This is a genomic window from Pseudomonas sp. GW821-FHT02B10, assembly GCF_059421865.1.
This window is the reverse complement of record NZ_JBWKVU010000004.1, coordinates 240,159-259,625: the sequence shown is the minus strand read 5'-3', so window position 1 is coordinate 259,625 and position 19,467 is coordinate 240,159. Positions and strand designations below refer to the sequence as shown.

Annotated in this window: 15 protein-coding genes; 5 read left to right on the top strand and 10 right to left on the bottom strand. The window is 67.1% G+C overall.

What is annotated here, in order from left to right; translation table 11 throughout:
- Positions 1–8 precede the first annotated feature (8 nt).
- Entirely contained in the window at positions 9–1,289 is a 1,281-nt protein-coding gene (locus AC07VU_RS11675) for a Zn-dependent hydrolase (RefSeq protein ID WP_495029885.1), read from the top strand.
- Complete coding sequence (locus AC07VU_RS11670) at positions 1,286–2,698, top strand: amidase (RefSeq protein WP_007932347.1); 1,413 nt, start codon at positions 1,286–1,288, stop codon at positions 2,696–2,698. Before AC07VU_RS11675 ends, AC07VU_RS11670 begins: the two co-directional genes overlap by 4 nt.
- A 108-nt stretch (positions 2,699–2,806) precedes the next feature.
- On the opposite strand, the gene AC07VU_RS11665 is transcribed toward AC07VU_RS11670, so the two are convergent.
- Both AC07VU_RS11665 and bsrA read right to left on the bottom strand, forming a co-directional pair.
- A complete protein-coding gene (locus AC07VU_RS11665; protein WP_495029884.1) occupies positions 2,807–3,433 on the bottom strand; it encodes a thiol:disulfide interchange protein DsbA/DsbL in 627 nt (208 codons plus the stop codon).
- A gap of 124 nt (positions 3,434–3,557) precedes the next feature.
- Positions 3,558–4,496 (bottom strand): LysR family transcriptional regulator BsrA, encoded by a 939-nt coding sequence (gene bsrA, locus AC07VU_RS11660; RefSeq protein ID WP_495029883.1) that lies wholly within the window; start codon positions 4,494–4,496, stop codon positions 3,558–3,560.
- A 94-nt stretch (positions 4,497–4,590) separates the two neighbouring features.
- Here bsrA and AC07VU_RS11655 point away from each other — a divergent pair, with 94 nt between their 5' ends.
- The 3 genes from AC07VU_RS11655 (at position 4,591) to AC07VU_RS11645 (ending at position 7,172) form a co-directional block, all read left to right on the top strand.
- The gene (locus AC07VU_RS11655) at positions 4,591–5,760 is read left to right on the top strand and encodes an SRPBCC family protein (protein WP_150052133.1); all 1,170 of its coding nucleotides are present in this window, start codon (positions 4,591–4,593) and stop codon (positions 5,758–5,760) included.
- Positions 5,761–5,784: 24 nt separating this feature from the next.
- A complete protein-coding gene (locus AC07VU_RS11650; RefSeq protein ID WP_495029882.1) occupies positions 5,785–6,894 on the top strand; it encodes an SMP-30/gluconolactonase/LRE family protein in 1,110 nt (369 codons plus the stop codon).
- A 140-nt stretch (positions 6,895–7,034) separates the two neighbouring features.
- Positions 7,035–7,172: a PA0050 family protein gene (locus AC07VU_RS11645; protein ID WP_007932359.1), complete on the top strand. Its 138-nt coding sequence runs from the start codon at positions 7,035–7,037 to the stop codon at positions 7,170–7,172.
- Positions 7,173–7,347: 175 nt separating this feature from the next.
- Here AC07VU_RS11645 and AC07VU_RS11640 read toward each other — a convergent pair whose 3' ends face one another.
- The 8 genes from AC07VU_RS11640 to AC07VU_RS11605 form a co-directional block, all read right to left on the bottom strand.
- Complete coding sequence (locus AC07VU_RS11640) at positions 7,348–7,581, bottom strand: DUF465 domain-containing protein (RefSeq protein WP_007932361.1); 234 nt, start codon at positions 7,579–7,581, stop codon at positions 7,348–7,350.
- Positions 7,582–7,781: 200 nt separating this feature from the next.
- On the bottom strand, positions 7,782–10,442 hold the full coding sequence (locus AC07VU_RS11635; RefSeq protein ID WP_495029881.1) for an excinuclease ABC subunit UvrA: 2,661 nt from the start codon (positions 10,440–10,442) through the stop codon (positions 7,782–7,784).
- Positions 10,443–10,610: 168 nt separating this feature from the next.
- Complete coding sequence (locus tag AC07VU_RS11630) at positions 10,611–12,722, bottom strand: hybrid sensor histidine kinase/response regulator (RefSeq protein ID WP_495029880.1); 2,112 nt, start codon at positions 12,720–12,722, stop codon at positions 10,611–10,613.
- Positions 12,723–12,989: 267 nt separating this feature from the next.
- Positions 12,990–13,649 carry a DUF799 domain-containing protein gene (locus AC07VU_RS11625; protein WP_087091551.1) on the bottom strand — a complete coding sequence of 220 codons (660 nt, stop codon included), beginning with the start codon at positions 13,647–13,649 and terminating at the stop codon, positions 12,990–12,992.
- Positions 13,646–14,017, bottom strand: coding sequence for a DUF4810 domain-containing protein (locus AC07VU_RS11620; RefSeq protein WP_087091552.1), 372 nt, complete (start codon positions 14,015–14,017; stop codon positions 13,646–13,648). Before AC07VU_RS11620 ends, AC07VU_RS11625 begins: the two co-directional genes overlap by 4 nt.
- Before the next feature lie 26 nt (positions 14,018–14,043).
- Positions 14,044–14,700, bottom strand: coding sequence for a CsgG/HfaB family protein (locus AC07VU_RS11615; RefSeq protein ID WP_223816008.1), 657 nt, complete (start codon positions 14,698–14,700; stop codon positions 14,044–14,046).
- Positions 14,701–14,968: 268 nt separating this feature from the next.
- Entirely contained in the window at positions 14,969–18,052 is a 3,084-nt protein-coding gene (locus AC07VU_RS11610) for an error-prone DNA polymerase (RefSeq protein WP_495029879.1), read from the bottom strand.
- Positions 18,049–19,464 carry a Y-family DNA polymerase gene (locus AC07VU_RS11605; RefSeq protein WP_495029878.1) on the bottom strand — a complete coding sequence of 472 codons (1,416 nt, stop codon included), beginning with the start codon at positions 19,462–19,464 and terminating at the stop codon, positions 18,049–18,051. Before AC07VU_RS11605 ends, AC07VU_RS11610 begins: the two co-directional genes overlap by 4 nt.
- Between the last annotated feature and the right edge of the window lie 3 nt (positions 19,465–19,467).

Below are 19,467 nucleotides of genomic sequence, written 5' to 3'. Positions count from 1 at the left end.
GAGATGAAATGAACCGTCCGATTGTGTCCGTACCCCCGTTGCAAGACAGCACCCCGCTGGTCAACCGCGAACGCCTCTGGCAATCGCTGATGGACCTCGCGCGGCTGGGCGCCACCGCCAAGGGCGGCGTGTGCCGCCTGGCCCTGACCGACCTCGACCGCCAGGCCCGCGACCTGTTCGTGCGCTGGTGCGAAGAGGCCGGGTGCAGCGTCAGCATCGACGGCATCGGCAATATCTTCGCCCGCCGCGCCGGGCGTAACCCGCAGCTGCCGCCAGTGATGACCGGCAGCCATATCGACACCCAGCCCACCGGCGGCAAGTTCGACGGTTGCTACGGGGTGATGGCCGGCCTGGAGGTGATCCGCACCCTCAACGACCTCGGCCTGCAGACCGAGGCGCCGATCGAGGTGGTGGTCTGGACCAACGAAGAAGGGTCGCGCTTCCCGCCGTGCATGATGGGCTCGGGGGTGTTCGCCGGTAAGTTCGACCTCGACGACACCCTGCGCAAGCAGGACGAACAGGGGCTGTCGGTGGGCAGCGAGTTGCGGCGCATCGGTTATGCCGGCTCGCGGGCGGTGCTCGGCCATCCGGTGGGCGCGTATTTCGAGGCGCACATCGAACAGGGCCCGGTGCTGGAAGACCGCCAGACCACCATAGGCGTGGTCATGGGCTGCCTCGGCCAGAAGTGGTTCGACCTGACCCTGACCGGGGTCGAGGCCCATGCCGGGCCGACGCCGATGCACCTGCGCAAGGATGCCCTGGTGGGCGCCGCCCAGGTGGTCAGCGCGGTCAACCGCATCGCCCACGAGCAACAGCCCCACGCCTGTGGCACGGTCGGCTGCCTGAGCCTGCACCCGGGCTCGCGCAACGTGATTCCCGGCCAGGTGCAGATGACCCTCGACCTGCGCCACCTGCATGCCGACAAACTGCAAGCCATGGTCGACGAGGTGCACCAGGTGATCGAGGACACCTGCCAGCAGCACGGCCTGGGCTTCGAACTGACCCCCACCGCCGATTTCCCGCCACTGGACTTCGACCCCGCCTGCGTCGCCGCGGTACGCCAGGGCGCCGAACAGCTGGGCCTGAGCCATATGGACATCGTCAGCGGCGCCGGGCACGACGCGATCTTCATCGCCGAGCTGGGCCCGGCCGGAATGATCTTCGTACCCTGCGAAGGCGGTATCAGCCACAACGAAATCGAAAACGCCGCGCCCCAGGACCTGGCCGACGGTTGCGCCGTGTTGCTGCGGGCCATGGTCAACGCGGCGCAAGCGGGAGCGACGGCATGACCCGACACCGCGAAATCGCCGAGATGAGCGGCGTCGAACTGCTCGCCCATTACCGTGACAAGCGCCTGTCGCCGGTGGAAGCGACCGAGGACGCCCTGGCGCGCATCGAGCGCTTCAACCCGCAGGTCAACGCCTATTGCCATGTCGACCCGCAAGGCGCGCTGGACGCGGCAAAAGCCTCCGAGCAGCGCTGGTTCAAGGGCCAGCCCTGCGGTGCGCTGGACGGCGTGCCGGCCTCGATCAAGGACCTGACCCTGACCCGTGGCATGCCCACCCGCAAGGGCTCGAAAACCACCTCCGCCAGCGGCCCCTGGGACGTCGATGCGCCCTTCCCGGCCTTTATGCGCAACGCCGGCGCGGTGCTGCTGGGCAAGACCACCACCCCGGAGTTCGGCTGGAAAGGCGTGACCGACAACCCGCTGTACGGCATCACCCGCAACCCCTGGGACACCCGCACCACCGCCGGTGGCTCCTCCGGTGGCGCGGCCGCCGCGGCCTCGCTGAACCTCGGCGTGCTGCACCAGGGCAGCGATGCCGGTGGTTCGATCCGCATTCCCTGCGCCTTCACCGGCACCTTCGGGATCAAGCCGACCTTCGGCTACGTGCCGCAGTGGCCGGCCAGCGCCATGACTATCCTCTCGCACCTGGGGCCGATGACCCGCACCGTCGACGATGCGCTGCTGATGCTGCAAACCGTGGCCCGCCCGGATGCCCGCGACGGCCTTGCCGGGGCCCCACGCAGCACGCCCTGGCTGCCGCAGAGCACTGACCTCAAAGGCCTGCGTATCGCCTACAGCGCCGATTTCGGCTACGTGAAGGTGCAGCCACAGGTGGCGCGGGTGGTGGCCCGGGCGGTGGAACGCCTGGCGCAACTGGGTGCCGACGTCGAGCAGGTCGACCCGGGGTTCAGCGACCCGCTGGAACTGTTCAATACCCTGTGGTTCGCCGGCGCCGCGCGGCTGGCCGGGCAACTGAGCCAGGAGCAACGCCAGCAGCTCGACCCGGGCCTGCTGCGCATTGCCCGGCAGGGTGAAGGCATCAGCCTTCACGACTACACCCTGGCCCTGGAAGCCCGCGCGGCGCTGGTGGCGCACATGGCCGGGTTCCACAGGCGCTACGACCTGCTGGTCTCGCCCATGCTGCCGCTCACCGCCTTCGCCGCCGGGCACAACGTGCCACCGGGCTCCGGCCTGGGCGAATGGATGGAGTGGACGCCCTTCAGCTACCCCTTCAACCTTACCCAGCAACCGGCCGCCTCGGTGCCGTGCGGCTTCGCCGAGGACGGTTTGCCGGTGGGCCTGCAGGTGGTGGGGGCGCGGTTTGCCGATGATCAGGTGCTGCGCCTGTGCCGGGCCTATGAGCAGGCGTTCCCGAGCCCGCATCCGCAGGCGCCGCGGATCAAGGACTGACAGCGCTCATGAGGGGCATCGCTAGCGATGCCCTTTTTGACTGCCCCTCGATGCCCTGGAGCCGCTGTCGAGCCTCGCCGGCTGGACAGCGGCCAGGGGATCGAGGGCTTATTTTGCTGCCCGCACCTGGGCGATCAACTGGTCCGCCACCGCGAGCAGGCCTTTGGCGCCATCGTTGGTCATGCCGAAGCGGTACTTGCCGTCTACCACCAGCGAGGGCACGCCGGTGGCCTGGTAGGCCGCGGTGCGTTTTTTCGCGTCCATCACCTTGGCCTGCACGGCGAAGGAGTTGTAGGTGGCGAGGAACTTCGCCGGCTCGATGCCCTGGTCTTTGAGCAGCTCGGCCATGGCCTCGGGGGTTTTCAGGCGGTTGCCGCGGTGGATCGCCTCGAATACCGCGTGGTGCGCTTCGGGCTTGGCGTCCATGGTCGCCAGGGTCAGGTACAGCTGGCCGTAGACATCCCAGATCCCGCCGAACATGGCCGGCAGCTTGACGAAGTTCACGTCTTCGGGAAGCTGGGCGGCCCAGGGGTTGATCGAGGCTTCGAGGTTGTAGCAGTGACCGCAGCCGTAGGAAAACAGTTCCACCACTTCGATCTTGCCGGGCACGACCTGCGGCACGGCATCCTTGAGTTCCACGTACTGGCTGGCATCCACCGCCGCCATGGCGGTCTGCCCGGCCAGGCCAAAGAGGCAGCTGGCTGCCAGGGCAATGTTCAGAATCGAGTGACGCATGCAATCTCCAATGGGTTGACGCCTCTGAGTCAGCACGGCTGCTCGTCAAGCGGGCCCCAAAGGATACAGGCGGTGTCCGCGGTGCCAATCGGACCAGTCCCAATCTTTTGTTGGTTTTTTGTCATCAACACCCGGAAAGCTCCGGCTGCTGCGCGAACCGGGCGGCCAGGGCGATGATCTCCTCGCGCAGCCAGCGATGCCCCGGCACCCGCTCCTGCTGGCGATGCCAGATCAGGCTGACCTGCACCGGCGGCGCCACCAAGGGCAGCTCGGCGATGCGGATCGGCATCAGCGCGCAGAAGTGCTCCGCCAGGCGCCGCGGCACCGTGCCCAGCAAATCCGACTGGGCGACGATCAAGGGAATGCTCAGGTAATGCGGGACGAACAGCTGCACATGGCGCTGGACCTTGGCCGAACCGAGGACGATCTCCAGCGGCGAGCCGCGCCCGCCCCGGTCCGGAATCGCCACGTGCCGGCTCTGCTCATAGGCCTTGAGGCCGAGCTGCGGCTCGAAGGCCGGGTGGTCGATACGGCCGATCACCACCAGCTGTTCTTCCAGCAGCGGCTGGTAGCAGAGGTCGGGGTCGTCGAAGTACAGGTAGTCCACCGCCAGGTCGAGCATCCCGGTGGTCAGCCAGGCCGGCAGGGAGTCGGCGGCATCGCTGCGCACCGCCAGGCGCACCTTGGGCGCGGCGCTTTGCAGGCGCCGCGACAGCGCCGGCAACAGGCGCGCCTGGGCGTAGTCGTTCATCGACAGGGTAAAGGTCTGGTCGGCCGCCGCCGGGTCGAACTCGCTGCCCGGGTCCAGGCCTTCCTGCAGCAGGCGCAGGGCCTGGCGCACCGAGCCGTGCAGCACATGGGCCCGCGGCGTGGGCTGCATGCCCCGGGCGGTGCGGATGAACAGCGGCTCGTCGAGCTGGCTGCGCAAACGCGCCAGGGCGTTGCTCACGGCCGGCTGGCTGAGGTTCAGGCGCACCGCCGCGCGGGACAGGTTCTGCTCCTGCATCAGCGCATCGAACACCAAGAGCAGGTTGAGATCCAGGTGCCGCAAATTCAGCTTCATGAATAATGCCCATTCCGAATATCCATTAGCTGGATAATTCGAGCAGGACTAATCTTCTGTCAACAAGAACAATAAAACCCACAGGAGAACGGCCTTGAGGCAAACCACCCTGGCATTTCGCGAGCGTTACCGCGCCGCGGTTCACCCGCGCTACAACCCGTGGCTGCACGGCGGTTTCGTGCTGGCCTATGGCATGGCGGGCATCGCCCTGCTGTGGAGCACCCTGCACCAGGTACAGCCCCTGGAGTGGCTGGCGGTGCCGGTGGCGCTGCTGTTCTTCAACCTGTGCATCTACGTCGTGCACCGTTGGCTGGGCCACCACAAGCAGGCCTTCGCGCGGATGTTCTACGCCCGCCACAGCGGCGATCACCACAGTTTCTTCGTGCCCGGACACATGACCTACGACGGCCCCCGGGACTGGCGGGTGATCCTGTTTCCGGCCTGGCTGATCGTGGTCCACAGCCTGCTGTTCGCCCTGCCGCTGTGGTGGCTGCTGAAGTTCTGGAATGCCAATGTCGCAGCGCTGTTCGCCAGCTGCACGCTGATCGGCTACCTGGCCTACGAGGTGTTCCATGCCTGCGAACACCTGCCGGCCGAGCACCCGCTGGCACGGCTGCCGTGGATCCGCCAGATGCGCCGCCTGCATGAGCTGCATCACCGCCGCGAGCTGATGCAGGAGCGCAATTTCAACATCGTCCTGCCGCTGATGGATTACCTGTTCGGCACCCTGTACTGGGAGCCGGAACCCGCCACCTCCTCTCTATCGACAAGGTCCTCGTCCATGACCCGCATGCAGCATCAGATCGATATTCCGCGCAACCCGGTGGCCCTGCTCGACTACGCCTGCGCCTCCAGCCGCTGGCCGGAGTGGCACCCCTCGTCGCTGAAGGTCCAGGGTCCGGCCGGGGCCCTGCCCGCCGGCGCGCGCTTCGAGGAAGACATCCACGCCGGCGGGCGCAGCGGGCACCTGAGCTGGCGGGTCGACGAGTACCTGCCCGGGCATCGCTGGAGCGCCGCGGCCAAGGGCGATCATGGCCTGGAGTTGGTGGTCACCTACGAATGCCAGGCGCTGGACGCCCACCGCACGCGCTTTATCCGCACCCTGGAATACCGCTTCGACGGCCTGCTGATGCGCCTGGGCAATCGCCTGCTATTCAGAAGGCGGATAGAACGGGAGTCCGCCGACTCCCTGCTAGCCTTGTGCGAGATGGCGCAACGGGCAATTCCCCGGGGCGCCGACGTCGCGCCGCAGAGCGCGACCTGAACCCATCACCAGGAGCCGCCCTCGATGAAGCCCGTCGCACCCCGTCGGATCAAGTTTCGCCATCTGCTGTTGGTCGTGGTCATCGCCATCGGCGCCTTTCTGCTGCTGATGCCGACCAAGGTCCAGCCATTGGCCTGGACCCCGCCGGTGGCGCCTTCGCTGAAGAGCGGCCTGTACGCCGAAAACCAGAAACTCAAGGGCGTGCAGACGGTGGGCGCGCTGAATATCGACGGGCCGGAAGCCCTGCTGCTAGAGGATGGCTCGCTGATCAGCGGCCTGCATGACGGGCGGGTGATCCGCACCGCCCTGGACGGCAGCACCCTGCAGGTACTGGCCCATACCGGCGGACGCCCCCTGGGCCTGGCCCGGCATCCGGATGGCCGGCTGATCATCGCCGACGCGGTCAAGGGCCTGCTGGCGCTGGACGCCAAGGGCCAACTGAGCACCCTCACCACCTCCGCCAACGGCCTGCCCTTCGGTTTTACCGACGATGTGGCAGTGGACGCCGCCGGGCGTTATGCCTACTTCAGCGATGCCACCAGCCGCTGGGGCTACGGCCAGGATGGCGAGGCGGTGATCGAGCACCGCGGCGACGGTCGCCTGCTGCGCTATGACTTCCAGACCGGCCAGACCGAACAGTTGCTGGACGGCCTGGAGTTCGCCAACGGCGTGGCCCTCGGGCCCCAGGAAGCCTATGTGCTGGTCAACGAAACCGGCGCCTACCGGATCAGCCGCTACTGGCTCAGCGGGGCCAAGGCCGGCACCCACGACCTGTTCATCGACAACCTGCCGGGGTTGCCGGACAACCTCAGCTTCAACGGCCAGGGGCGTTTCTGGGTGGCGCTCTACGCCCCGCGCAATGTCCTGCTGGACGGCACCGCGCCCTACCCGCTGATGCGCAAGATGATCGTGCGGGCCATGACCCTGTTGCCCAAGCCGGTGGAAAAACGCGGCTTCGTCCTCGGCCTGGATACCCAGGGCCAGGTCATCGCCAACCTGCAGGACGCCAGCGCCGGCAACTACGCCCCCATCACCACGGTGCGCGAATACGGCGACGCGCTGTACTTCGGCTCGCTCAAGGCCACGCACATGGCGCGCCTGCCGCTGAGCGTCGCGCTGTCAAAGGCGCCTTGATGCGATAACGGCATGGGCACCGGCATGCTCGCCAGATTCTGATCTAAGCTGTCCCGCGCGGCGCCGTCACAGGCGCCCACCAAGGAAAGACAAACAATCGAATCCGATTGATTCCCATCACATTGAGAGTGGATCCCCCCATGAAAATCAAAATCCTCCTGGCTTCCCTGCTGCTCACTTCATCCCTGTCGGCGCTGGCCGCGTGCCCGGTGTTCGGACCGTCCGAAGATCCCTGTGCAGGCCCGGTATTCGGCCCGAGCACCTGCGAGTGCCCTTGAGGCAGGCAGACGCTGAAACAGGCGCGCCCGACTCGGGCGCGTCTCGCCAAGGGTGCGGGTCGATACAGGGGAGTAAACGGGCAAATAGCGGAAAGAGCAGCCAATGCTCTGGATTGCGTAGAACCTGGCGAGACGCCCGAAGCCTCGGGACATCTCGCTCAGGACAGGGTCGGGGTCAGAAGCGGGCGGTCAGCTTCTCGGAGATTTCGTCCTTGATCAGCAGCCGCTTTTCCTTGAGTCGTTTCAGCTCCTCGTCAGCGGCCGCCGCGGCCTCCGCTTTGAGCACCTGATCATCAATGCTGGAGTATTTGTCGAACAAGGCATTCAAATGCGGGTCACTGGCCCGGCGCTGTTGAATGTCTTCTTTGCTGTAGCTCAGGTCCTGATACAGGTCGTGGGGCACCGGCATGAAACACCTCCGTTTGTTGATCGGTAGCAAGCGCACTTACAGGCGCTCGCCAGTTACCAGAATGACCTCCACCACCGCTGTCTGTCGACCGTCAATCAGACCACAGCGCTAACCGTTCGTCGCCTTCAGCGACATTTCCCGCGCCCCACCGCCCGCCTCACAACCCGCCACGAGCGAAGCCCCGCGGAGGGTGCCGCGATTCACCCCAGCGCCTGGGCCAGAAACGGCGCGGTGCGGCTCTTGCGGTGCCTGGCCACCTGCTGCGGCGTCCCGCTGACCACCACTTTGCCGCCCTGGTCGCCAGCGCCCGGGCCGATATCGATCACCCAGTCGGCCTGGGCCACCACGCGCATTTCATGCTCGACCACCACCACGCTGTGGCCGGCCCGCACCAGGTTGTCCAGTTGTTCCAGCAGGCGATCGACATCCCGCGGATGCAGGCCGGTGGTCGGCTCGTCCAACACATACAGGGTGGCGCCGCGGGGGTTGCGCTGCAGCTCGGTGGCCAGCTTGATCCGCTGCGCTTCGCCGCCGGACAGTTCGGTGGCCGGCTGGCCGAGGCGTAGGTAACCCAGGCCGATATCGCGCAAGACTTCCAGGGAACGGTGGATGCTCGCCTGTCCGGCGAACACCTCGACCGCCTCCTGCACCGTCAGTTGCAGGACCTGGGCGATGTCCAGGCCCTGCCACTGGATAGCCAGGGTCTGCGGGTTGTAACGCGCGCCGTGACAGGTCGGGCACGGCGCATAGACGCTGGGCATGAACAGCAGCTCGACGCTGACAAAACCTTCGCCTTCGCAGGCCGGGCAACGACCCTTGGCGACGTTGAAGGAGAACTGCCCGGCGTCGTAGCCCAGCGCGCGCGCCTCGGGGGTGGCGGCGAACAGCTTGCGCACATGGTCGAACAGCCCGGTGTAGGTCGCCAGGTTCGAGCGCGGGGTACGGCCAATGGGTTTCTGGTCCACCTGCACCAGGCGCTTGATCCGCTCCAGCCCGGCGGTGACTTCGCCGCTGCTGGCCTGCGGGGCGTCGTCTTCCAGGTTCAGCTCCTCCGGTTCTTCGTTGCTCTGCGGCCGCCCGAGGTGCGCGCCCACCAGTTCCAGCAAGGCCTGGCTGACCAGGCTCGACTTGCCGGAGCCCGACACCCCGGTCACCGCGGTAAAACAGCCGAGGGGGAATTGCGCGCTCAGGTCCTTCAGGTTGTTGCGGCTGATGCCCTCCAGGCGCAGCCAGCCCTGGGCCTGGCGCGCAGTACGGCGGGCCGGCGCCTGTTCGGCGAACAGGTAGGCGCGGGTCTGCGACTGCGCGACCTGGGCCAACCCCGCCGGCGGACCGCTGTACAGCACCTGGCCGCCCTGCTCGCCCGCCGCCGGGCCGACGTCGATCAGCCAGTCGGCGCGGCGCATGGTCTGCAGGTCGTGCTCGACCACGAACAGCGAATTGCCCGAAGCCTTGAGCTGCTGCAGGGCCTCGAACAACGCCTCGGCGTCCGCCGGGTGCAGGCCGGCCGAAGGCTCGTCGAGCACATAGATCACCCCGAACAGCTGCGAACCCAATTGAGTCGCCAGGCGCAGACGCTGCAACTCGCCGGACGACAGGGTCGGCGTGCTGCGTTCCAGGGCCAGGTAACCCAGGCCCAGGCCAGTCAGGGTGCTGACCCGCTCCAGCAGATCCTGGGCGATGCGTTGCGCGGCCAGGCGTTTTTCCAGGGACAGGTTCGGCGTGTGCCGCACATCCGGCCCTCCGACATGCCCCGGCGCACCCTGGGCGATCCGTTGTTGGCGCGCGGCCTGGGTCTGTTCGTGGCTCCAGACCTCGCCGGCCTTCTCGGCCTGTTCCAGGTAAGCCTGGGCGGCCACCGGCTTGAGCACCTCGGCCAGTTGCAGCAGGGGCATCTGCGACAGCTCGCCGATGTCGAGGCCGGCGAAGGTCACCGACAGCGCCTCGCGCTTCAGGCGCTTGCCCTCGCACAGCGGGCACGGGCTGCCGAGCATGAACTGCGACACGCGCTTTTTCATCAGCGCGCTTTGCGAATGGGTGAAGGTGTGCAGCACATAGCGCCGGGCCCCGCTGAAGGTGCCCATGTAGCTCGGCTCCTGCTTGCGCTTGAGGGCCTCGCGGGTCTGCTCCGGGGTCAGCCCGGCGTACACCGGCACGGTCGGGGTTTCTTCGGTAAACAGGATCCAGTCGCGCTGTTCTTGCGGCAGGTCGCGCCAGGGAATATCGACGTCGTAGCCCAGGGTCACGAGGATGTCGCGCTGGTTCTGCCCCTGCCAGGCCAGCGGCCAGGACGCCACCGCGCGCTGGCGGATGGTCAGCGAAGGGTCCGGGACCATGGACGCCTCGCTGACCTCGTAGACCCGGCCCAGGCCGTGACAGTTGGGGCAGGCCCCTTGCGGGGTGTTGGGCGAGAAGTCTTCGGCGTAGAGCATCGGCTGTCCCGGCGGGTAGCTGCCGGCCCGGGAATAGAGCATGCGGATCAGGCTGGACAAGGTGGTGACGCTGCCCACCGAAGAGCGGGTGCTCGGCGTGCCGCGCTGCTGTTGCAGGGCCACCGCCGGCGGCAGGCCTTCGATGGCGTCGACATCCGGCACCCCGACCTGATCGATCAGGCGCCGGGCGTAAGGCGCCACCGATTCGAAGTAGCGGCGCTGGGCCTCGGCATACAGGGTCGAGAACGCCAGGGACGATTTGCCGGAGCCGGAGACCCCGGTGAACACCACCAGCGCATCGCGGGGAATATCCACGTCGACGTTGCGCAGGTTGTGTTCGCGGGCGCCGCGCACCCTGACAAAACCCGAGCTGTTCGCGGGCAAGGAAGACAAAACCTGTGGCGAAGGCGTATTGCGCGCTGAAGTCATGGGACAGCCTTGTATCGGAGGTGTCGGAACAGAGGTCAAGTCAGAAAGCCCCACGGCGCCAGCACCGGCGACCGGCAGCCACCCGACCGAGGTGCAGGGTGCATGGGCCCGGGGTTTTGAGCAACCGCGGATGTCGAACGTTCGGCGGACTTTTTCCCGCTTATGGCCTCATGCCTCCAACACCGACCTGACCATGGCGGTCAGGGCATCCGGGCTGTAGGGCTTGCTCAGCAGGTGGGTGTCCGGGCTGAGCTGGTGATTGCAGGAAATGATGTCGCGGGTATGCCCCGAGGTGAACAGCACCGCCACCGACGGCGACTGGGTCTTGGCCCAGAGCGCCAGGTCGGTGCTTTTGATCAGGCCGGGCATCACCACATCGGTGAAGATCAGCTCGACCCGGGCGCCGCTCAGCAGCAGTTGCATGGCCGCATCGCCATTGGCCGCCACCAGCACCTTGTAGCCGGCGCTCTCCAGCAGCTCGACCGCCGCCGCGCGGACGTCCTCGTTGTCCTCCACCACCAGGATGGTTTCCTGGCCGTGGCCAGGCCGCCGCCCGCGCCGGGGCGCCTCTCCCGGTTCCGGTTCGGTGCTGCGCACGAAATACATGCGCACCGTGGTGCCCTGCCCCGGCGTGCTGAGCATCTCGATATGGCCGCCGCTCTGCTTGACGAAACCGAACACCATGCTCAGTCCCAACCCGGTGCCCTGGCCGTCGCGCTTGGTGGTGAAGAACGGCTCGAATGCCTGCTTGAGCACCTCGGGGGGCATGCCATCGCCGGTATCGGCCACCGACAGGCACAAGTAGTCACCGGGACTGATGCCCTTGCCGGCGCAGAAACCGCGGTCGAGCACCATATTTTCGCCGCGGATGCCGATGGTGCCCTCGCCCTTCATGGCGTCGCGGGCGTTGATCGCCAGGTTGAGCAAGGCATTTTCCAGCTGGCTGCGATCGACCTTGATGCACCAGGGCTTCGCCGGCAGTTGCACATCGATGTCGATGGTTTCGCCGAGGGCCCGTTGCAGCAGCTCACTCAGGCTGTCGGGGATCCGGCGGGGGTTGTAGACCTCGGGCGACAGCGGCTGGCGCCGGGCGAACGCGAGCAATTGCGCGGACAGCTTGGCGCCGCGCTCGACCGCGGTAATGGCCGCGCCGACCCGGCGCTGCACATTGGCATTGTCCGGCTCATGGCGCGCCAGCAGGTGCAGGTTGCCGGCGATCACTTGCAGCAGGTTGTTGAAGTCGTGGGCCACGCCACCGGTCATGCCGCCAATGGCTTCGAGCTTCTGCACCTGGCGCAACTGCTCCTCGGCCGAGACCCGCGCGTTGACCTCCTCGGCCACCCGCTGCTCGAGGTTGCGCGTCAGTTGCAGCAGCGACTCTTCGGCCATCTTGCGTTCGTGGATATCGATCAGCACGCCGGGAAAGCGCAAGGCCTGCCCTGCGTCGTCGAACTCGCAACGGCCACAGCCCATGACCCACAGGTAACTGCCGTCCTCCCGGCGGATGCGGTATTCGGTGTTGTAGGGCACGCCCTTTTTCACGCTGTAGGCGGCCTGTTCCTTGATCCGCGGCAGATCCTCAGGGTGCACCCGACTGTCGGCGACCGCCATCGACAGGTCGTCCAGCGGCTGCTCCAGCGGGTAGGAAAAGGTCCGGGCAAAACGCTCGTCGCCCGATAGCCGATCGGCCTTGATGTCCCACACAAAGGAGCCCAGCAGCGCCCCGGCATTGAGCGCCAGCTGCACCCGTTCATTTTCCGCGCGGTAGGCGTTCTCGACTTCCTGGCGGCGCTGCTCGGACAGCACGTGGGCGGTGGTCTCGACCACGATCGCCATGACCCCGGCCGGGGCCTGGTCGTCACCGGCCACCGGGCTGTAGTAGAGGTCCATCCAGACATGTTCCGGCTGGCCGTTGCGCAGCAGGACCAGCTCTTTGTTGCGGTACGACAGGGTCCCGCCCGCCAGGCAGGTGTCCAACACATGGCGGTTGAAATCCGCCACTTCCGGCCAGCCCAGTTCCACCTGGCGGCCGAGCAGGTACGGATGCCGGCCGCCGGCGAATTCGGCGTAGGCATCGTTGTAGATCATGTAGCCCGAGCGCCCCCAGAGCATGACCAGCGGCACCGGCGAGGCCAGCAACAGTTGCACGGCGCTGCACAGGCTCGACGACCACTGCTCCAGCGCGCCCAGCTCGGTGACGGACCAGTCGAACGCCTGGATACGCCCGGCCATCTCGCCTCTCCAGCCCTGGCAACCATGAGGATCGGATAAGAACGGCATGAGCGAACTCTACGAAAAGCATGGCAAGCATGAATTTTCAGGAGGTCGCGACGCAGCAGCCTCCAGAGCCTTTGAGCACCCTGCACACGGATGGTTTCAAGATTTTCAGCCATGAGGCCGAATCACCGCTGCCGCTGGTCGGACGCCCTGCCCGCGAGCGCCCCCAGCGTGCGCCGGGCACTATTGAACAAACAGCCTAGGCGCAAGGTCCAGGCGGACGCTCGCAGGCGCCGCCTGGCACAGGGCGGATTGCCCGCCCTGAAGACCTCAGTCGGTGCCGTATTTCGGCGAGCGCGGACCGTACAACAGGCCCGCGTGTTGCCCGGCCGACAGCAAGCGCTGGCTGGTGATGCCGGCGATCGGGTGACCGGCGTCGGTGGAGGTGTTGATGATCTGCTTCACCGCGGCGGTGATCAGCATGCCCACCAGGCCACCGCCGCTGTTATTGTTGCCCTCTTCGCTGGAGGCCCGGGCAGTGCCGGTCCACAGCGTGGTGCCGGTCTTCAGGTCGACCAGGGTGGCACTGGCGGTGACCACGGTGGCGCTGCTGATCAGCATGTAGCTGGTTCCGTATTCCTTGACGGTGATATACAGCCCGGCATCGGCGCCAAAGATCTCGTTGAGCTTGGCCGGCGACAAGCCATGGATGTCCGCCGGGTTGGTCAGGCCGTTGTGGCGGAAGGTTTCATCCACCACCGCGATCGGCATCACGTAATAACCGGCTTCGGCCAGGGGAAAGGTCACCTGGGACAGCATGCTGTAGGTGGCCTTGACGTCCGGCGACTCGTTGAGCGGCGGCAGCACCAGGATCGACTTCGGCCGGGCCTGCTTGTAGGCCGAGTAGTCCACGGTCTTGGGCGTGGCGCAGCCCACCAGCAGGCTGACGGCCAACAGGCCCAACAGGTTGCGCAAGGTGTAGAGGTTCATTGGCCGGCTCCCTTCTTGGCGTTCTTCAGCAGAAAGTCCATGTACGGCGTGGATTCGGGGAACAGCGCCTTCTCGGTGTTGAACTGCTGCACCATCTGGTCGTCCTTGCCCAGGCCCGCATAGAGCATGCCCAGGTGCGCGTGGTAACCCGGCGGCACCGCCTTGCCGGTGGACTTGATCTTCTGCAGGTCGCGCTCCAGCGCTTCGACCTGGGCCTCCTTGGCCTCCTCGCCCTTGAAGTACTCGTAGGTCTGGGTCTGGTAGGTTTCCCACTGGTAAAGCGTCTTCGGCCCACTGCAACCGGCCAGCAATACGCTGCCCAGCAACGTGGCGGCCATCAGCGGCCGGGCCATCTGGGTGTTGAACATGCTCTTCTCCCTGTCAGCAGTGTTGATCAGCGGCTGGGTTTCCAGGCGCCGGCGTCAATCGCCTCGACCATGCGGTTGACGGCCTCGCGCATGGCCAGGTCGAGGACCTTGCCGTTGAGGGTCGAGTCGTAGGAGGCGGTGCCGCCGAAGCCGATCACCTCGCGGTTGGACAGGGCGTACTCACCGGCACCCTGGGTCGAATACACCACTTCGGAAGTGCTGATGTTGACGATGTTCAATGCCACCTTGGCATAGGCCACCTGGGTCTTGCCGCGGCCGAGAATGCCGAACAGCTGGTGGTCGCCGGTTTCCTTGCGGCCGAACTCGGTGACATCGCCGGTCACCACGAAGTCCGCGCCCTTGAGCTTCTGCGCCTGGCCCTTGATCGCCGCTTCCTGCTGGATCTCGCCCATGTTGTCGCGATCCAGCACATTGAAGCGGTGGGTCTGCTGCAGGTGGGTAATCAGGATGGTCTTGGCCTGGCCACCGAGGCGGTCGACGCCGTCTGAGAAAATCCCGCGCATGTAGCTGGAGCGGTTATCGAACTTGCCCACCGCCATCGGTACCCGAGCCCCGGTCCACACCTGATTGGCGCTCTGGACCTTCTCCACCGGCAACGCCCGGGAGCTTTCAGTGGCACAACCGCTCATGCCCGCCAGTACAGCCAACGCTACGCCCGACATCACCAACTTCGAGATCAGTCTCACTCTGCGTTCCTTTTGAGTATTCATAAAAAAGTGCCTGCGCCCTGCCACAGCCTTGCGAAACACGGCTTCTGCGGGTTCGGAAATAGCAGTCAGGGCACGCTGAAACGTGACGCAGGAGGCGTCGGCGGCGGCGATTATGCCAAAGTGCCATCATTGCGAAAAGAAATAAAAAACTCTGGCGTCAGTCGATTGACTGCCGGGCGCTCCGCCCTGCGCCTGCACCTTTGGGCAAGCGCTCGCTCCGTCAGCGAAAGTCCCGGCTGCGCACGCTGATACCGCTCAGCAGGTCGCTGAGGTCGCTCAGGCGCCCGGCGATCAGGTGGCGGACCTCGCCTTCGGTTTCCAGGGTGCCGTCGACCTTGAGCAACTGCGCGCCCACCAGGACCTTGCGCTGGCGCTCGGCCAGGTCACGCCAGACCACCACGTTGACGTTGCCGAACTCGTCTTCCAGGGTGACGAAGGTCACGCCGCTGGCGGTGCCCGGCCGCTGGCGCCCGGTGACCAGCCCGGCGATGCTCACCGGGCGCCCGTGCTCGACCTCCAGCAGCTCGCGGGAACTGCGGCAGCGCCGGGCCTTGAGCTCGCCCCGCAGCAAGGCCAGCGGATGCGGCCCCAGGGTGGTGCCGACGCTCAGGTAATCGGCCTGCAGGTCTTCGCCGACCGTCGGCCGCGGCAAGACCACCGGCACTTCCTCCTGGCGCGGCAGGCCGGCGAACAGCCCGAGCTGTTGCTGCACCCCCGCCACTTCCCAGCGCGCCCGATGCCGGTGCCCGACCAGCCCGCGCAGGGCGCCGGCATCGGCCAGCAGCTCCTGGGCGCGGCTGTCCAGGCGCGCCCGTTGCCCGAGGTCGGCAATGTCGACAAACGGGCCATGCCCACGCGCCGCCTCGATCCGCCGCGCGTCGTCTTCGCGAAAGCCCTTGATCATCCGCAGCCCCAGGCGCAACGCCGGCTGCGCGCCGGCCAGCGGCTCCAGGCTGCAATCCCAGGTGCTGGCGCGCACGTCCACCGGACGAATAGCCAACTGATGCCGGCGCGCGTCCTGGAGAATCTGGTCGGGGCTGTAGAAACCCATGGGCCAGCTGTTGATCAGGGCGCAGGCGAAGGCCGCCGGCTCGTGGCATTTGAGCCAGCAGCTGGCATAGGTCAGCAAGGCGAAACTGGCGGCGTGGGACTCGGGGAAACCGTAGCTGCCAAAGCCCTTGATCTGCTCGAAGATCTGCGCGGCGAACTCGTCGCTGTAGCCATTGGCGCGCATGCCGTCGCGCAGGCGCAGGCGATGGGGTTCCAGGCCGCCGTGGCGTTTCCAGGCGGCCATGGAACGGCGCAACTGGTCGGCCTCGCCGGGGGTGTAGTCGGCGGCGACAATGGCGATCTGCATCACCTGCTCCTGGAACAGCGGCACGCCCAGGGTTCGCTCCAACACCTCTTTGAGCTCCGCCGAGGGATAGGTCACCTTCTCCTTTTTGTCACGCCGGCGCAGGTACGGATGGACCATGCCGCCCTGGATCGGCCCCGGCCGGACGATGGCCACCTCGATCACCAGGTCGTAGAAATCCTTCGGCTTGAGCCGGGGCAGCATCGACATCTGCGCCCGCGACTCGATCTGGAACACACCGATGGTGTCGGCGCGGCCGATCATTTCGTAGGTGGCCGGGTCCTCGGCGGGGATGCTGGCCAGGCTTAGCCGCTGGTCCCGATAGCCATGGATCAGATCGAAACAGCGGCGAATCGCGCTGAGCATGCCCAGCGCCAGCACGTCCACCTTGAGCAGCCCGACCGCGTCCAGGTCGTCCTTGTCCCACTGGATGATGGTGCGCTCGGCCATGGCCGCGTTCTCCACCGGCACCAGGGTGTCCAGTGGCTGCTCGGAAATCACGAAGCCGCCGGGGTGCTGGGACAGGTGCCGGGGAAAGCCAATCAGTTGCCCGGTCAGGCTCAGGACCCGGCGCAGCACCGGGCTATCCGGGTCGAAGCCGGCCTCCCGCAGGCGCTCGACGGCCGGCGGCGTGTCGCTCCAGTGGCCGCAGCAATCGGCCAGGGCGTTGACCTGGTCCGGCGGCAGGCCCAGGGCCTTGGCCACATCGCGCACCGCGCCGGCGCCGTGGTAGGTGCTGACCACCGCGGTCAGCGCGGCGCGGTGGCGGCCGTAACGCTGGAACACGTACTGCAGGACTTCCTCGCGGCGATCGTGCTCGAAGTCCACGTCGATATCCGGCGGCTCGTTGCGCTCGCGGGAAAGAAAACGCTCGAACAGCAGGGTCGAGCGGTCCGGGTCGATCTCGGTGATGCCCAGGGCGAAACACACCACCGAGTTGGCCGCCGAGCCCCGCCCCTGGCAGAGGATCGACTGGCCGCGGGCAAAGTTGACGATGTCGTGCACCGTGAGGAAATAGCTCTCGTACCCCAGCTCGGTGATCAGCTCCAGCTCATCGTCGATCTGCTTGAGCACCTTGGGCTTGGCGCCCCCGGGCCAGCGCTTGACGATGCCGCGTTCGGTCAGCTCGCGCAGCCAGCTGGCGGGCGTCTGCCCTTGGGGCACCAGCTCCCGGGGGTACTGGTAGTGCAACTGCCCGAGGTCGAAATCGCAGCGCTCGGCGATCTTCAGCGACTCTTCCAGCAAGGCCGGCGGATACAGCCCCTGCAACGCCTCGATACTGCGCAAATGCCGTTCGCCATTGGGGTGCAGGCGCTGGCCGGCCTCGGCCACCCGCACGTGATGGCGGATCGCGGTCATGGTGTCCTGCAAGGCCCGCCGCCCACGCACATGCATATGCACATCGCCGCAGGCCACGGCGGCAATGCCCAGCCCTCGGGCCAGCGCCAGCGACTCGTCCAGGCGCCGCTGATCGTCCTGACCACAGTGCAGCTCCACGGCCAGCCATAGCCGGTCGGCGAACACCTGCTGCAACCAGCGCCCCGCTTCTTGCTGCTCACCCTCTGGTTGACCGTCCGCCAGCCACAGGGCCAGCAGCCCCGGCAAGGGTTGTTCGAAGTCTTCGCGCAGCAGCTGGTACTGGCCCTTCTGCGCCCGGCGCCGGCCACGGGTGATCAGCCGGCACAGGCCCTGGTAACCCTCCAGGTTCTCCACCAGCAACACCAGCCTCGGGCCGTCGTCGAGGCGCATTTCGCTGCCGACGATCAGCGCCAGGTTGCTGTCCCTGGAGGCCTGCCAGGCCCGGACGATGCCGGCCAGGCTGCATTCGTCGGTAATCGCCAGGGCCTGGTAGCCCTGGGCCGCCGCCCGCTCGAACAGCTCGCGGGCACTGGAGGCACCGCGCTGGAAACTGAAGTTCGACAGGCAGTGCAGTTCGGCGTAGCCCTTCATGCGAACCAGCCCTGCAACAGCAAGGGCCCCGCCTCGCCCACTGGGCGATACGCCCAGCCCTGCTGGCCGCCGCGGGTTTCGATCAGGTAATAGTCGCGGCGCACGTCGCCGCCGTCCCACCAGCCGGACTCGATGCGTTCCGGCCCCATGAGGATGCGCGCCGCCCCCTCCGCCAGCACCAGCGGCTCGCGCAGCAGCCAGCCCGGGCGCCGGGGCCCGGGCAACAGCGGGCAAGCCTGGCTGTCGCCGATCGGTTGCCAGCTGCATTCGGGGCGGTGGTCCGAGTGGAAGCGCAAGCCATGCACCGCCTCGTCTCCCAGGCGGGCGCGCAGGCGCTCGCGCAGTTGCTCCCAGGGCAGGGATTGCTGCGGACGTTCGTCGAACAGTTCGCGGTGCTGCGGCACGAAGCGCGGCAAATCCTCGGCCACCAGCCGCACGCCACGCACCGGCGCGGGCACCTGGACCTGCTCCAGGCGCCCGCGCGCCAGTTCGAACAGCATCCCCGGCTCGCGCTCGGCGCTGAGCAGGCCGACCTTGACCAGGGTGTCGGGCCGCTCGACATGTTCCAGGTGCAGCTCGAAGCGCTGCACCCCGCTGTCACGGCCACAGAGAAACGCCGCCAGATCGCTGGTCAAGCGGCGCAGGGGAAACAGCAGGGCCTGATGGGACAGCACGTCGAAATTCAATTCGATGCGCAGGTCGAAACGGTCCGGCGGCTGATAGAACGCCAGCGCCAGGGAGCGCTCGCCCAAAAGAGTGTCCAGGTGCTTGAGCAGGCCCGCGTCGAAACGCCGGGCCAGGGTGTCCCGCGGCAGCCCACGCACCTGGGCGAAGGTGCGCAGGCCCATGCGCGACAGGGCGGTGGCCGCGCCCGGCGGCAGGCCGAGACGCTCCACGGGCATGCGCCCCAGGGCCTGGCGCAATTGCTCCAGGTCGGTCACCGCCAGCCCGTCGCAGGCATTGGCCAGCACCCGGGCCGCCGCCGGATTCGGCGCGCTGACGATGCGGTGGCGAAAACCCAGCTCGCCCAGCTCCTGGCGCAGACGCGCCTCCAACTGCGGCCAGGGGCCGAACAGGCCCAGGCTCGACTCGATCTCGAACACCAGGGTGCGCGGGTAATGCACGCTGACCTGGGAACTGAAGCGGTAAGCCCAGGCCGCGAGAAACTGCTGCCAACGGGCGATTTCCTCGGCGTCGTATTCGGCGCTGGCGAAGTCCTTGCTCAGGGCCTGGGCGGCGGTCAAAGACTGCCCGGGGCGCAACCCCAGCTCGCGGCCCGCGGCATTCACCGCCTGGATCACCCGGCGCTGCGGCGTCCCGCTGATCAGCGCCAGCGCGGCCTCCGGTTCGGGGTGCTGGCGCAGCGCCGCGTCCAGCGCCAATTGCGGGAACAGAATACAGACCCAGCGCATGGC